Annotated in this window: 15 protein-coding genes; 6 read left to right on the top strand and 9 right to left on the bottom strand. The window is 35.2% G+C overall.

The window, feature by feature from the left end:
- Window positions 1-72: 72 nt before the first annotated feature.
- Window positions 73-1149: a spore coat protein CotH gene (cotH, locus tag ACM6HU_RS19395; RefSeq protein WP_016114589.1), complete on the bottom strand. Its 1077-nt coding sequence runs from the start codon at window positions 1147-1149 to the stop codon at window positions 73-75.
- A 190-nt stretch (window positions 1150-1339) separates the two neighbouring features.
- On the opposite strand from cotH, the gene ACM6HU_RS19400 reads away from it, so the two are divergent.
- A complete protein-coding gene (locus tag ACM6HU_RS19400) occupies window positions 1340-1933 on the top strand; it encodes a CotG/ExsB N-terminal domain-containing protein (RefSeq protein WP_016114588.1) in 594 nt (197 codons plus the stop codon).
- Between the two features lie 57 nt (window positions 1934-1990).
- Here ACM6HU_RS19400 and ACM6HU_RS19405 read toward each other — a convergent pair whose 3' ends face one another.
- The 6 genes from ACM6HU_RS19405 to ACM6HU_RS19430 all read right to left on the bottom strand — a co-directional run bounded on the left by ACM6HU_RS19405 (window position 1991) and on the right by ACM6HU_RS19430 (window position 7093).
- The gene (locus ACM6HU_RS19405; RefSeq protein ID WP_033671835.1) at window positions 1991-2608 is read right to left on the bottom strand and encodes a phosphoserine phosphatase 1; all 618 of its coding nucleotides are present in this window, start codon (window positions 2606-2608) and stop codon (window positions 1991-1993) included.
- Between the two features lie 17 nt (window positions 2609-2625).
- Entirely contained in the window at window positions 2626-3168 is a 543-nt protein-coding gene (locus ACM6HU_RS19410; protein ID WP_016114586.1) for a short-chain dehydrogenase, read from the bottom strand.
- 25 nt (window positions 3169-3193) lie between these two features.
- Window positions 3194-3610 carry a metallothiol transferase FosB gene (fosB, locus tag ACM6HU_RS19415; protein WP_033671126.1) on the bottom strand — a complete coding sequence of 139 codons (417 nt, stop codon included), beginning with the start codon at window positions 3608-3610 and terminating at the stop codon, window positions 3194-3196.
- Between the two features lie 57 nt (window positions 3611-3667).
- Window positions 3668-5329 (bottom strand): peptide ABC transporter substrate-binding protein, encoded by a 1662-nt coding sequence (locus tag ACM6HU_RS19420; protein WP_016114584.1) that lies wholly within the window; start codon window positions 5327-5329, stop codon window positions 3668-3670.
- 147 nt (window positions 5330-5476) lie between these two features.
- Entirely contained in the window at window positions 5477-6421 is a 945-nt protein-coding gene (locus ACM6HU_RS19425; RefSeq protein ID WP_016131334.1) for a DUF2628 domain-containing protein, read from the bottom strand.
- 219 nt (window positions 6422-6640) lie between these two features.
- Window positions 6641-7093: a methylated-DNA--[protein]-cysteine S-methyltransferase gene (locus tag ACM6HU_RS19430; protein WP_016114582.1), complete on the bottom strand. Its 453-nt coding sequence runs from the start codon at window positions 7091-7093 to the stop codon at window positions 6641-6643.
- 133 nt (window positions 7094-7226) lie between these two features.
- Here ACM6HU_RS19430 and namA point away from each other — a divergent pair, with 133 nt between their 5' ends.
- A complete protein-coding gene (namA, locus tag ACM6HU_RS19435; protein WP_016114581.1) occupies window positions 7227-8267 on the top strand; it encodes an NADPH dehydrogenase NamA in 1041 nt (346 codons plus the stop codon).
- A 43-nt stretch (window positions 8268-8310) separates the two neighbouring features.
- Here namA and ACM6HU_RS19440 read toward each other — a convergent pair whose 3' ends face one another.
- Window positions 8311-8970 (bottom strand): oxidoreductase, encoded by a 660-nt coding sequence (locus ACM6HU_RS19440; protein ID WP_016114580.1) that lies wholly within the window; start codon window positions 8968-8970, stop codon window positions 8311-8313.
- A gap of 546 nt (window positions 8971-9516) precedes the next feature.
- Between ACM6HU_RS19440 and ACM6HU_RS19445 the strand changes: the two genes are divergently transcribed.
- The 3 genes from ACM6HU_RS19445 to ACM6HU_RS19455 all read left to right on the top strand — a co-directional run bounded on the left by ACM6HU_RS19445 (window position 9517) and on the right by ACM6HU_RS19455 (window position 12206).
- Window positions 9517-10467 (top strand): metal ABC transporter substrate-binding protein, encoded by a 951-nt coding sequence (locus ACM6HU_RS19445; RefSeq protein WP_016114578.1) that lies wholly within the window; start codon window positions 9517-9519, stop codon window positions 10465-10467.
- A gap of 140 nt (window positions 10468-10607) precedes the next feature.
- Window positions 10608-11078 carry a GNAT family N-acetyltransferase gene (locus ACM6HU_RS19450; RefSeq protein WP_016114577.1) on the top strand — a complete coding sequence of 157 codons (471 nt, stop codon included), beginning with the start codon at window positions 10608-10610 and terminating at the stop codon, window positions 11076-11078.
- A 273-nt stretch (window positions 11079-11351) separates the two neighbouring features.
- On the top strand, window positions 11352-12206 hold the full coding sequence (locus ACM6HU_RS19455) for an alpha/beta hydrolase (RefSeq protein WP_016114576.1): 855 nt from the start codon (window positions 11352-11354) through the stop codon (window positions 12204-12206).
- Between the two features lie 31 nt (window positions 12207-12237).
- Here ACM6HU_RS19455 and ACM6HU_RS19460 read toward each other — a convergent pair whose 3' ends face one another.
- Window positions 12238-13188, bottom strand: coding sequence for a CobW family GTP-binding protein (locus ACM6HU_RS19460; protein ID WP_016114575.1), 951 nt, complete (start codon window positions 13186-13188; stop codon window positions 12238-12240).
- Window positions 13189-13508: 320 nt separating this feature from the next.
- Here ACM6HU_RS19460 and ACM6HU_RS19465 point away from each other — a divergent pair, with 320 nt between their 5' ends.
- A complete protein-coding gene (locus tag ACM6HU_RS19465) occupies window positions 13509-14411 on the top strand; it encodes an aldo/keto reductase (RefSeq protein ID WP_016114574.1) in 903 nt (300 codons plus the stop codon).
- Window positions 14412-14440: the final 29 nt, after the last annotated feature.

Here is a 14440-nt window from a genome sequence, read left to right on the forward strand (position 1 = left end):
ATAGTAATCTTACTACTCGCCAATAGCGGGATAACAAAAAAGAGATTGATAACGAATCAATCCCTTTTCACATTATGTTAATTCATGGAGGTGTTCTTCAATATATTGCCGACGATTATTGATATATTGAAAAATCATTTCTGCTTCTTTATCAAAAATGTCTATTTTATCTTTCATATAAGGATCTTGAATAAGATACGGACGAATCGCTTCGCACATTCCCTCTACTTGTGGCCTTATAAAAGAAACCGTAAATTTTCCCTCCAAAATTTCTTCAAGGATATTGCGGTAACGTTTTCGAAATACTGGTATATCAAGAATTCTGGCACTCAATGTATTATACCCTTGAATTCGAATGTATTCATGATTAAGTGGCCTTCCCTCTACATCACGCCCCCATGTAGCATCATAATCCCATGGTATCACTTCAAACAAATGCGTTTCATCATTATGATACAATGCATAGTTATGAACAAATCCATCAAAGTTTTGAGTCAAAATAACACCTGCTAACCATCGCAAATATTTTTCAACATCAAGATAATTCACTATTTCTTTTTCATATTTTTCTCGTGATAGTGCATTTGCCTGATAAACGAATTCACTAAGCTGTTCTTCACTATGTTCATTCGCACATTTAAACTCATAGCCTGCAGATAGGTTTGTTTTAACATCTTGATCACGCTCACTTATTAAAGAAAAATTCGCATCATCATCAATCGCATAATAAATTGACCCACTCGGTAATTTACGGATTTTCAAAAAATGCTCATCAACAGATTCTAATTGCAAATATACCCCTTGAATTTGACCATTAATTTTAATAAAAACATGCTGGGATTTTGGCGAAAGTACACCAATATCACTAAAGAAGTCAAGCGATAATTTATTTCTTATAATTGACGGATCCTTAAACTCAGAATTCAAATGAAACTCTTTCACCCCTTGAAATTGTTTCGGTTTATAGAACATAACATGATATGATTTTTTATCAAATTCTCGAATATGTGCTCCCCGGTATACAATGTCAATATCATACTTTCTTTTCCCATATGTTAATTTAGCAGGCACTGGACTATCAGACCAAATGTCCTTCTTTAATTCAACAAGATACATCGGATGAATAAAAAAATCATAAGAAGGCAACATGTTCTCCCATCCCTTCTTTTTTTCTCCATTTAATGTATGCTCATTGCTTTGTCCATGTCCATATATCCGCTATATGTCTATTTTTATTGAAATCTAAGCTCTTATCTCATACAGAAGAAATTCTCTCCTCATACCCTGATTAATGTAAAAGGACACTTTTTCATTTTAATTAGCGATAAGGAGGGTTTCTATGAAACGTGATATTCAAAAAGCCGTTGAGGAAATCAAAAGCGCAGGGATGGAAGAATTTTTACATCAAGACCCAAGTAAGTTTGATTGTGACGATAATAAATTTTCTGGTCATAAATGTACAACAAGCTGTAAATGTCCTCGAACAAAATGTACACGTGCGAAAAAATGTACGTTCGTTACAAAATGTACGCGGGTGAAAAAATGTACGTTTGTTACGAAGCGTACTCGTGTACGTGTACAAAAGTGGACATTCGTTACAAAAGTTACACGCGTTAAAAAATGCACATTTGTTACAAAACGGACACGTGTGAAAAAGTGCACTTGTGTTACAAAATGTACGCGGGTGAAGAAATGTACGTTCGTTACAAAACGGACACGGGTGAAAAAATCCTCTTGTGTTACAAAACGGACACGTGTGAAAAAATGTTTCTGTAAAAAATGTGTTTTCATCCGTAATCATGATAAAAAATCTTGCGATCACTCATGGGATGATGACTGTCATTCAAGCTGCCATGATTGCAATCGTCACAAACATTCATCTTGCAAACGGAAAAAATGCGATCACTTCTGGTTTAGAAAACGTAATTGCTAATTCTTTATCCCTTATCGTTAACAGTAAACGTAAAAAGACCGCTCTATTGCGGTCTTTTTATACTTGCTGAAAATAACTTATATTGGCAAACTGTTTAACACTAGCCTCTTTCCCTTCAAATTCAATGATACTTAAGCTCGCACTATGCATAAATGGATCATCCCACACTCTTTCAACAGAAAGACCAGCAAATTGCCCCACAAGCAATTTTGCAGCTGCTGCGTGTGATACAATTAAAATGCTTTCTCCTTTATGTTTTTCTAAGAGAAGGTTTACTCCTTCCATCACCCGGTTATATACATCATAAAAACTTTCGCCTGATGTCGAACAAAAACGGTGCGGCTCATTCCAAAACACATGTACCTCCTCTGGGTACTGCGCTTCCAAATCAACAAGCGTTTGCCCCTCCCAGATCCCCATATTAATCTCATAAAAGTGGTCATCTGCTATAATAGGAATATTTCGCTCCCCTTTTATTAACTCTGCTGTATGCATTGTTCTCCCACTTGGACTACTATATATCGCATGAAGTGGTATATCCTTTATACGTTCACCTAGCAGTTTTGCTTGTAACATTCCTTTATCAGTTAAATTTGAGTTCTTTCTTCCTTGCATACGCTTTGCTATATTCCATTCTGTTTCTCCATGACGCGTTACATATAATGTCGTTTTCATTTGTTTCCTTCCTCCCATTAAATCGGTCGTAATTCCCATGGTTCTAATGTTCCTACAATATAATCACTTTGTTTACTCTGAATTCCTGCTATAACCCCTTCAGCAATCTCTTCATGAGTCAACCAACTTGAATGTTCACCTTGTAAAATAAATCCTAATAAAATTCTATGATAATTACAGAAAGCACTTCCTATTTTTTGACGTTCCAATCGAGATGCACTACTCCCTAATATATGAAACAAACTATAGGATTTAGAATGTAATTCCATTTCTTCACAAATTACTTGAAGCGCCTTTTTAGCGGTTGTATGTACCCAAGCTACGACTAATGTGATAGGTCCATTTTGTTTAATCGTATCTTTAATAGATTGTTTTAAAATGTCGCTATCGTGGTAATCAAGAGAAATACATGTAACATTTTTTGGAGCATTACACGTATTCTTCACACCTTCTAACCTATCTTTATCTCGTCCAATAACAGAAACATAAAGCCCTTGATTACAAAGCCAAACGGACACTTTCTTCAGCATCCCTGTTCCTCCAATAACGAGCGCATGCATGCTCTTCCCATCCTCCTTTATTTCATCAATAAAATTTCATATGTGATTTTGCTTCCTTATAATACTTTAAGCGATCCTGCAGTGTACCTGAATGAAACTCAAACTTATGTCCATCTGGATCAATAAAATAAATAGACTGACAATCTCTTACATCACGTTCTCTTCCTTGTAAAATATGAACTTTATTCTCCTCTAATCGCTTTAATAGTCGACCAAAATCCTCTTGTTTAACAGAAAATGCAAGATGTGTATATGACTGATGAATTTCATTTCGTGCAATACCCGCTTCTTCATTGAGTGCCACCCACACTCCACATATATCAAAATATGCGAGTTTTCTTCCTTTTACTAATAGCTTTCCCTCTAATACTGTTTCATAAAATTGAATAGATCTTTCTAAATCTGAAACCGAAAAACAAAGATGATTAAAGCCATTTATCAACATAAGTCCTCCTTACAAAAAAAGAGATGAGCAAAAATTCGCACATCTCTTATTATACTATTTTTTTGTAATATACGCCCATTTATAACTAAAATCGCCGCCGAATGTATGATTTGCAATTCCTTTTACATATGTTTTTTCTAAATATGCTGTACTTTGCTGATAAGTAGGTGAAATCGCTGCATCTTCTCCAATTAAGATTTTTTCAGCTTCTGCAAGTGCTTTCCAGCGCGCTGCATCATCTTTTAACAACTCACCTTTCGATTTAGCAACTAAGTCATCATATTTCGGATTTGAATACGCCATTTCATTAAATGTACTTCCTGTAATAAACATATCAATATACGTCATTGGATCTGGATAATCTGGGCCCCATGCTGATAGTGAAAACTCATATTGTAATTTCTTCTCTAAATCTAATTTCTGTTTATACGGTTGTTGTTTCAAATTCACTTTAATTCCAGGTAAATTTTTCTCAAGCTCTTCTTTAATAAAGTCGCCAACTTTTTTCCGGCTACCATTATCATCGTTTAGTAATTCTACCGTAATTGTATCTTGACCCAGCTCTTTTTTCGCTTCTTCCCATAACTTTTTCGCTTTTTCCGCATTGTCTTTACTATCACGGAAGTTTTTATTTACAGTACGAAAATCTTTTCCATCCGGACCTGTTGTAAATTTCTCTGGTACTAAGAAATATGCTGGTAATGAGCCATCATTTAAAATGACATTTGCAATACCTTTTTTATCATAAGCTAAATCAATTGCTTCACGTACTTTTTGATTTTTAAATGTTGCATTTTGTTGATTAAAACGTAAGAAATACATACGCGGATCTAGTTTCGTTTTGAATTCATCTGGCTTATTCTTTTTATATTTATCAACAAACTCTGAAGTTAAAATTACACGGTCCGCTTGATCACTATCATATAGGTTTACACCTGTGCTCGTTTCTTTTACGACACCGACATTAATTTCTTCTAGTTTTACAGTATCTTTATCCCAATAATTTGGATTTTTCTTTAATTGATAGCTTTGCTCATGCTTCCATTCACTTAACGTAAACGGTCCATTGTATAAAATTTTATCAGCTTCTAATGCATACTTATCACCTTGTTCTTTTACAAACTTCTCATTTAAAGGGAAGAATGTTGGAAATGATGTAAGGTCAAGAAAATATGGAGTTGGTTGTTCTAGTTCTACCACTAGTGTCTTATCATCCTTTGCTTTTACACCTAGCTGATCAAGTGGTAGCTCCCCCTTATTAACTTTTTGAGCATTTTTTACATCAAATAAAATAAATGCGTATTCAGCTGCTGTTGCTTTATCAAGCGCACGTTGCCAGCCGTATACAAAATCTTGTGCACGAACTGGCTCACCATTCGACCACTTTGCATCTCGTAATTCAAAAGTATATGTTTTCTTATCCTCACTAATCTTCACATCTTTTGCCATACCTGGAGTTCGCTTATTATCTTTATCTAATCGATATAAACCCTCCATTGCATTTACAAATACTCGGAATGATACGGAATCTGTTGATTTTGATGTATCCATCGAAGGAATTTCTGCTGTTTCTAGTAAGTTTAGCACTTGTTTATCGGCCATCCCCTTACCTGTTTCTTTCTTCGTTGTCGATGCTTTCTCCCCATTTCCGCAACCTGCAACGAACATACTTGTTGATAATGCAAGTGCAGCAAGCGTTGAAACTTTTTTCTTCATTATTCCTTCCCCCAATCTGTATGTATACAATAAAGCATGTATGATAGTATTATACAAAAAATTCTGATTATTTTAAATATTTTTCTTTCCTAAAATAAAAAAAGAAATGAATGTAAAAGCTGCTCCATCTGCTTTTACATTCATTTCTTATAACATTTCTTTTTTTTCATCTTTTTGTAATCCGTCATCCAACTCAAAAAGATCTTGCGTACGAAACACATCTTCCATCATTTTTAAAAACTCTTTTTCACCTTGGGGCTCACCGTTAACTGTAAGAGAATATGGTTCAATTTCATGCAACCTGTAATCGACAACAAATTGAATGATAATTTTTTGTCTTGTCATACCATGATTGTATCCATGAAATTCTACTAATTCCAATCCATCTCCCCCGCGGTAATAAACCCAGGTTGGTTGCTTAAAATGCTGTTCAAAAGATTCCCCAATAGAAAAAAAAGGATACTCATAAAGGGAACTTGCTCGTACTTTTTGAATCACATCTTGATCTGTAGGAAAGAAAAAGTGACTCATGAATATACTAGCAGCTGTCAAAATTGTAACAATAGCCGCTCCCATTTTACTTGTTCCTCCACTATCACGGATGAGATAACGCTCAACATCCCCATTCTTTATCCCTCTTGCTTTTATCCGGTATATTTTCCGCTCAGCAAATCGATAATATAACCCATTTGCAAAAATTCCGACCCCTATCATCATTAAAATGAGCAATAAAAAGGTAAGGGGAACCATGTTAATAATGGGGAGTGCTACATTGAATCCCATATAGTATGAAAATGCATCACAAGCTACTAATAAAATTACAAATAAACAAGCAGGTAAGTAATATTTTCGGTAACCAAACCATCCGACATTGAAAATAGTAGCCCACCCATTCCAGCTCCACCTTGCTATTCGTTTCGTTTCTTTGTCCCATTTTCTTTTATAATATGGATAATGTGCTCCCACATATTGTTCCATATCTTTTTCGATTGGTGAGGTCTCCTCTTTTGTTCCATTATGTAAAGTTTGCTGACAATCTTCACAATTAAATTGACCGTCAGGACAAGGATTCCCACAATTTATACAATGCAAAATAATCCCTCTTTCCTTGATTTATCCCCTACTTATACTTCTGTTGTCCAGCATACTAAAAAATTTAGCTATTTAAAAATACGCTTTAACAAGATGGCTCCTCCCCGCAAATAACAGGTTAAACCATTCGTATGAAACTCAGAAATACTTACTTTCTACTAGACTTTGTTATCCTCTAAGCGATGAAAACTACTATCTCCATTTGAAAAGAGTTTTATCTTATTGCAAAATCTCCTCATGTTTCAATAACCATTCTTTTCGCCATAGGCCACCTGCATAGCCAACTAACTTTCCACTTTTTCCAATTACACGATGACACGGAACAATAATAGAAATCGGATTGCGGCTATTTGCACCGCCTATCGCACGCACCGCCTTTGTGTTACCAACCTTTTCTGCAATATCCAGATAGGAAGCACTCACTCCATATGGAATCGTATAAAGTGCATCCCAAACACTCTTTTGAAATGACGTTCCAACTGCTGACAATGGTACTGTAAATTCAGTTCTCTTTCGATTAAAATATTCATCTAATTCAGCGAGGCACTGTTCTACAATTTTATTTTTATTCTCTTCTTTCCGTTCCTCCACAAAAATAACAGAAGTAATTCCTTCATCATTTGCAGTAATTTCAAGCAAACCTATTTCACTTTCATAATAAGCTCGGTACATGCCCCTATCCCCCAATTTAATTTATTTCAATAATTGTAACATATATGTACAAAATTTCGAGAATAAGCGTTTCATTATGGAAACAAAAACGATGATGATACAATAAAGAAAACTGCAATGAGGGGGAATAAATATGGACTATCATCTTTTTTCATCTTATACGATTAAAGATATTACATTAAAAAATCGTATTGTTATGTCACCAATGTGTATGTACTCTTCAGAAAACGAAGATGGAAAAGTTACACATTTCCATCATATCCATTATGCGTCTCGAGCAACTGGTCAAGTAGGCCTTGTTATGCTTGAAGCTACAGCTGTTGTACCTGAGGGACGTATTTCTAATAAAGATTTAGGTATATGGAATAATGATCATATTCAAGGGTTGCAAAAAACTGTGTCCCTCATCCACGAAAATGGGGCAAAAGCAGCAATTCAGTTAGCACATGCTGGACGAAAAGCTGAATTACCCACAGACCCTGTAGCACCCTCAGCTATTGCATTTAATGATACAATGAAAACCCCAATAGAAATGAATAAACAGCTAATCAAAAAAACAATTTCTGCTTTTCAAGATGCCGCATGCCGTTCCAAACAAGCAGGATTCGATATTATTGAACTCCACGCGGCTCACGGCTATCTCATTAATGAATTTCTTTCTCCATTATCAAACAAACGAACTGATGAATATGGCGGATCACCTGAAAACCGTTACCGTTGCTTAAAAGAAATCATTGATGCTGTAAATGAAGTTTGGAGTGGTCCTTTATTCGTTCGTATTTCTGCAAATGACTATCATCCTGAAGGATTAACAGTCCATGACTATGTTCAATTTGCAAAATGGATGAAAGAACAAGGTGTAGATGTAATTGATTGTAGTTCTGGTGCAGTTATACCTGCACAAATCGACGTTTACCCTGGCTATCAAGTAGAGTATGCAAATCATATAAAAGGACAAGCACACATTGCGACAGGCGCAGTAGGATTGATTACAAGTGGGATACAAGCAGAAGAAATTTTAGCAAATAATGAAGCGGACTTAATCTTTATCGGTCGCGAGTTACTTCGCAATCCATATTTCCCAAGAACAGCAGCTAATGAACTTGGATTTGAATTACAAGAGCCCCACCAATATCAACGTGCTCGTGGTAAAATAGCCCCGACTCGCCGCTAATACACAATAATGAAAACGAGAAGGGCTCCCCTTCTCGTTTTCATTATTCCATCATTGTAATCTCTGTAGAATTATAAATATGGACACCAGATTCTTCACGTAGTGCCGCTAAGTACATCCCTTTTGCAACCTGCTCGGCTGTAATCGGCTTATACTTTTTTAAAGTACCATTAAATACAAATGGCAAAATACCAGATATCTTCTCAGCCATTCTTTCTCCAAAACGAAATTCTTCTCGATCTCCTAGCAATAGTGATGGTCTAAATATATGAATCCCGCCAATTACCAACTTTTGAAGCTCTTCCTCCATCTTCCCTTTTACTTGTGAATAAAAGAAAAGTGATTTTGGATTAGCACCCATAGAAGAAATTACAAGAAAATTTTGTACTCCTTGTTTTTCCGCTAAACAAGCTGCTCGTAATGTATATTCATAATCTACTTTTTTAAAATTCGCTTTCGTTTTTGCTTTCTTAATTGTTGTCCCAAGACAGCTAAAAACATCATCAACAGCAAAAAATTCTTTATACTCTTCTAATATAGAAAAGTCGATTTGTTTCTGCTGTAACTTTTCATGTTCCCATTGCAGTGGCTTTCTTACAAAAACCATAACCGAATCATAGTAATCTGAGTCAAGTAATAGCTGCGTCACTTCTTGTCCAACTAAACCACTCGCACCGAGTACTAAGGCTGTTCTTTTATTCATTTATCTTTATACCTCTTTATCTAATTTTATACCGTCCAAACAGGCAGTACAAATCCTATTTCTAGGAGTTTCCTTTTTCTTATTCTATCATAAGTAAAGCACTATGCGTGATGCAAGTGCTTTACTTACTCTTCTCTCCTTTTTTCTCTGTTGGTAACTTGGTTATTATCCTAGAGTCACCTAGATTACTTATTAATGTCTTGAGGAAAATCAAAACACATGTTAATGGCAAAACTACTGCTAGTATCAATAAGATTGCTTCCATTATGTAATCCAATTACTCATCCCCTTTTCATACCCTCTACCTCAATATATGAAAGGAGTGTTGTCACATATGCGACATTCATAAAAATTAATACTGTTCTTTTTGACAACTTTATAACAAAATCAAATCGGAATGATTATTATTTATTGCAACTTTCGTAAAGATGTATTATACTAAGTTCGCAACTTAAAACGTAATTATTCCGTTTTATAACAAAAAGATATTTTTTCTCTTATTTTGGAGAAAATAAAATTGGAAAAGAAAGAAAAGAGGAGAATTACATGAAGAAAAGGTTAATGGTATTTTCTTTTATACTTATTTTCACTTTAATTTTTGCTGGGTGTGCCAGCAAAAAAGACGAAGCTGCAAAAAAAGATGGAAAACTTTCTGTATATACAACTATTTTTCCACTTGCTGACTTCGCTAAAAAAATCGGTGGTGACTATGTAAATGTTGAAACAATTTATCCACCTGGCGCTGACTCTCATACATATGAGCCAAGTCAAAAACAAACGGTACAAGTTGCGAAGGCAGACCTATTCGTATATAACGGTGCGGAATTAGAGCCGTTTGCAGAAAAAATGGAAAAAGCATTAAAAAAAGAGAACGTAAAAGTTGTTAATGCATCTAAAGGTTTCGATCTTATCGCTTCATCAGAAGAAGAACATGAGCACGAGGAAAGTCATAAAGAAGAAGAAAATCACCATCATGACAAAGACCCACACGTATGGCTTGATCCTACACTTGCGATGAAGCAGGCTGAAAAAATTAAAGATGCACTCGTAGAATTGCAACCAGATCATAAAAAAGAATTTGAGAAAAACTTCGCTGCCCTACAAACAAAGTTCACTGACTTAGATGATCACTTTAAATCTGTTGTTTCAGATGCAAAAACGAAAGATATTTTAGTTTCTCACGCTGCATATGGATATTGGGAAAAACGCTATGGCTTAAAACAAATACCAGTTGCTGGCATCTCCGCTTCCGATGAACCATCACAAAAAGAACTTGCTAACATTACAAAAACAGCAAAAGAGCATGGTTTGAAATATATTTTATTTGAAACATTCTCTACTCCAAAAGTAGCAGAAGTTATTCAAAAAGAAACAGGAACGAAAATTTTACGTTTAAACCACCTTGCTACTATTTCTGAAGATGATGCAAAGAAAAATAAAGATTACTTCACATTAATGGAAGAAAACGTGAACACTTTAAAAGAAGCTACAAACTAAATTTATATTTCCTTTCAGACAGTTGAAACATATTCAACTGTCTTTTTTCATATTCAGCAGCTTGACTTCAACAAAATAACAAGTAAAATTATCCATATTAGTTTTAAAGATATACTATGTTATGAAAGCGAGTTGGAACTATGAATCTTCACATTTGTGAAGTAACAGCAAATAATTGGCGTTCAGTCGCTGCTTTAGACGTAGCAACAGAGCAGCAGCAATTTATTGAAAGTAATGCATTTTCTTTAGCGGAATCCCTATATGAAGAAAACGGAACGTCAGTAGGCTTATATGATGGAGAAACACTTGTTGGCTACGCAATGTATGGTTGGTATTCAAAAAAAGATGATCGCATATGGCTAGATCGTTTTATGATTGATTACCATTTTCAAGGAAATGGCTATGCAAAACGTTTTCTCCATCTGCTTATCCAGTATTTACAACAAAAATTTCAATGCAAAAAGATCTATTTAAGTCTTCATCCAGAAAACAAACTAGCAATGAAACTATATGAGTCTTTCGGTTTTCACTTAACTGGTGATATAGACGATGAAGGACCGGTTGTTGGGGTTGTAATGGAATTACTTATAGATGAAAGTATAAGCCTGTGAAAACAGGCTTTTTATTATTTTCTACTAATCTTTGTTTATTAATAGAAGAACAAGATGGTCATGTTTCATATTCTACCTCCGCATCAAAAATATAATTGTTTCACTTTTTTTCATTAACTAAAGATGTAATGCTAATAACGTACAATAATGTCCTTTTTTCTACAAAGTAAACACTACTACTTTTAATAACTATACTCCAAAAGAATAAAAACAATCTTTCAGCGAAAATATATGTACATATATGCAAAATCAGTAGTAAATGGAGGGTTTGTTTTGAAAGTATTCAAGTTCTTATTCGTAAGCCTTTCTGCTATTTTAATCATGCTTAGCAGTAATAGCTTCCATATCCCAGTAGAAGCAAAAATAGAGGCAGATATTGATGTAGTACGTCAAAAACCAATTACGTTTGTACTCGTTCACGGTGCTTGGGGAGATTCTAGCTATTGGGATAAAACAGCTAATGAGTTGAAACAAATGGGACATAAAGTATATACTCCTACCTTACCTGGGCATGGAAAAGATACGAATAAAGCTGTAAAACACACTGATTATGTCAAATCAGTAGTCAACTATGTGAAGGAAAGAAACATAACGGATTTTGTTCTTGTTGGTCATAGTTTTGGTGGTACTGTTATTTCAAAAGTTGCCGAACAAATTCCAGATCGAATCCACAGACTTGTCTTTATGAATGCATTTGTTCTAGCAAATGGAGAAAGTGCAGCTGATGAAATCCCAGCCGAAGGAAAAACGCTTTGGACCGAGCTTGCAAAAAAATCGAAAAATAGTGCTATCCAATTGCCTTTTCCTATTTGGCGAGAAACCTTTATGAATAATGCTAATCTCGACTTAGCGAAAAAAATTCACGAAACTGTTACACCAGAACCAGCTGGACCACTTTTTGAAAAGCTGGACCTTACGAAATTTTATCAATTAAATATTCCAAAAAGTTATTTCTATTTAACTGAAGATATGGCAGTTCCACAAGGTAAAGATTCAGGATGGCACCCTCACATGTCAAATCGCCTTGGATTATTTCGTTTAGTAACTACACAAGGTGATCACATGACTATGTTTCATGCTAAACCAGCAATTGTCGCGAAGAAATTAGTTGAAGCCGGCAGAGATTAATAACAAAAATAAGTCTGCTAAATTAGCAGGCTTATTTTACGCATTCTTTAAAATGTTCTTGGAACCATTCTTTATTAATATCTTTCCCGATAAAGACCACTTCACTCACGCGCTCTTCTCCCTCTTGCCACTCTCTATCGTAAGAAGCAGCAAATAGTGTATGAACACCTTGAAAAACAATACGGCGATCTACTCCATCGATCGATAGAATTCCTTTATATCGATATAAATACTCTCCTAATTCTTGAACTACAGCTGACATCCATTCGTTTAACTTTTGCAAATCTAACGGCCGCTCTTCACGTAATACAAATGATTTTACACCTTCTAAATGATGATGCTCTTTATGTGGATAAATCTCTAATGTATCACGCGTTTTAAACGTTTGAATTTCTAGTAAGGCCTGGATATCTACTTCACAATTTGTCGTTGAGATTAATTTTGCTGTTGGATTAATCCCTTGTAATTCAGTAAGGAGTTCTTTCTCTTCTTCCTCTCCAACTAAATCTAATTTATTTACTAAAACGATATCTGCAAAAGCAATTTGTTCTTTCGCTTCTAGCCCTTTTTCAAAATGTTTATGTATATGATAACTATCTACCACTGTCACAACACCATTAATTTTGTATGCTGATTGAATAACTGGATCTAAAAAGAACGTTTGGATAATCGGCCCTGGGTTTGCAAGACCTGTCGTTTCAATCACTAGACCATCAAAATCCATTTTCCCTTCTGCTTTTACATCCAATAATTGTTTTAGAGCAACAAGTAGGTCTTCACGCACTGTACAGCATAAACAGCCATTTGTCATTTCCATAATTTCTTCTTCTACATTCATAATTAATTGATTATCGATGCCAATTTGCCCTATTTCATTTACAATAACCGCTAATTTCTTTCCATGTTCTTCCGATAAAATACGATTTAATAATGTTGTTTTCCCCGATCCAAGAAAACCAGTTAAAATTGTTACTGGAATCATTTCGTACATCTCCTTATACCTACATCTTCGTACATTATACCATACAGATAAAGTGAAACTTCCATCAGTAGGTTTTTTCTTCATCCCCCACTGATGGTTAGTTGAACGAATCGGGCTTTTAGGGGCAGTTATCCCTCACCTATCTTCCTCGTTTCTCTCTTACTCTTGAGGTGAGGGCTTACTGCCCGTTAATGCGGGGTAAAATCGTTTTTTACAGCAAAGACATATTCATTGTAAGTACAGTCCAATAACTATATAATAGTACCGAACAAGAAAGCCTTTTCAAAAATATCATCATTCATCAAGGGGGTCTACTCAAAATGGAACGAATTCAAATGGCTAATAACCTTGAATTCTCTCGTATCATTCAAGGATTTTGGCGTTTAGCAGAATGGAATATGCCAAAACAAGAATTACTTTCTTTTATCGAAAATTGTATGGAGATGGGGATTACAACTTTTGACCACGCCGATATTTATGGAGGATATACGTGTGAATCATTATTCGGGGAAGCATTACAATTACAGCCTTCTTTACGTGATAACATGCAAATTGTCACAAAATGTGGAATCGCTCCCCCATCTCCAAAGTTTCCAAAGCGATATGTCGCTCACTATAATACAAGTACGAAACATATTGTAAAAAGCGTGGAACAGTCACTACAAAACTTACATACTGATTATATTGATTTGTTACTGATTCATCGACCTGATCCATTTATGGACCCAAGTGAAGCGGCAGAAGCTTTCACACGTTTAAAACAAGAAGGAAAAGTTCGTCATTTCGGTGTATCTAACTTTTTACCGTCTCAATTCAATATGCTTAGCTCATATTTAGATTTTCCGCTCATTACAAATCAAATTGAAGTATCTGCGATGCAGCTTGAGCATTTTGAAAAAGGTACAATTAACTTATGCCAAGAAAAAAGAATCAGTCCTATGATTTGGTCTCCTCTTGCTGGTGGAGAAATCTTTACAAGTCAAAATGAACGTGCTGTACGCTTACGAGAAACTTTACAAAAGATTGCGAATGAACTAAATGTTGATGGCATCGATATTGTCATGTACGCATGGCTACTTGCTCATCCAGCAAAAATGATGCCAATCGTTGGCTCTGGTAAATTAGATCGCGTGAAGTCAGCTATCGCTGCAACAAAACTTACATTAGATCGTCAGCAATGGTTTACCATCTTTGAAAGTTCGAATGGACATCCCGTACCATAATTCGCTAAAAAATCATAAAAAGGAGCTAA

It is taken from the genome of Bacillus sp. IT-79MI2 (assembly GCF_949768135.1).
GTDB lineage: Bacteria > Bacillota > Bacilli > Bacillales > Bacillaceae_G > Bacillus_A > Bacillus_A pseudomycoides.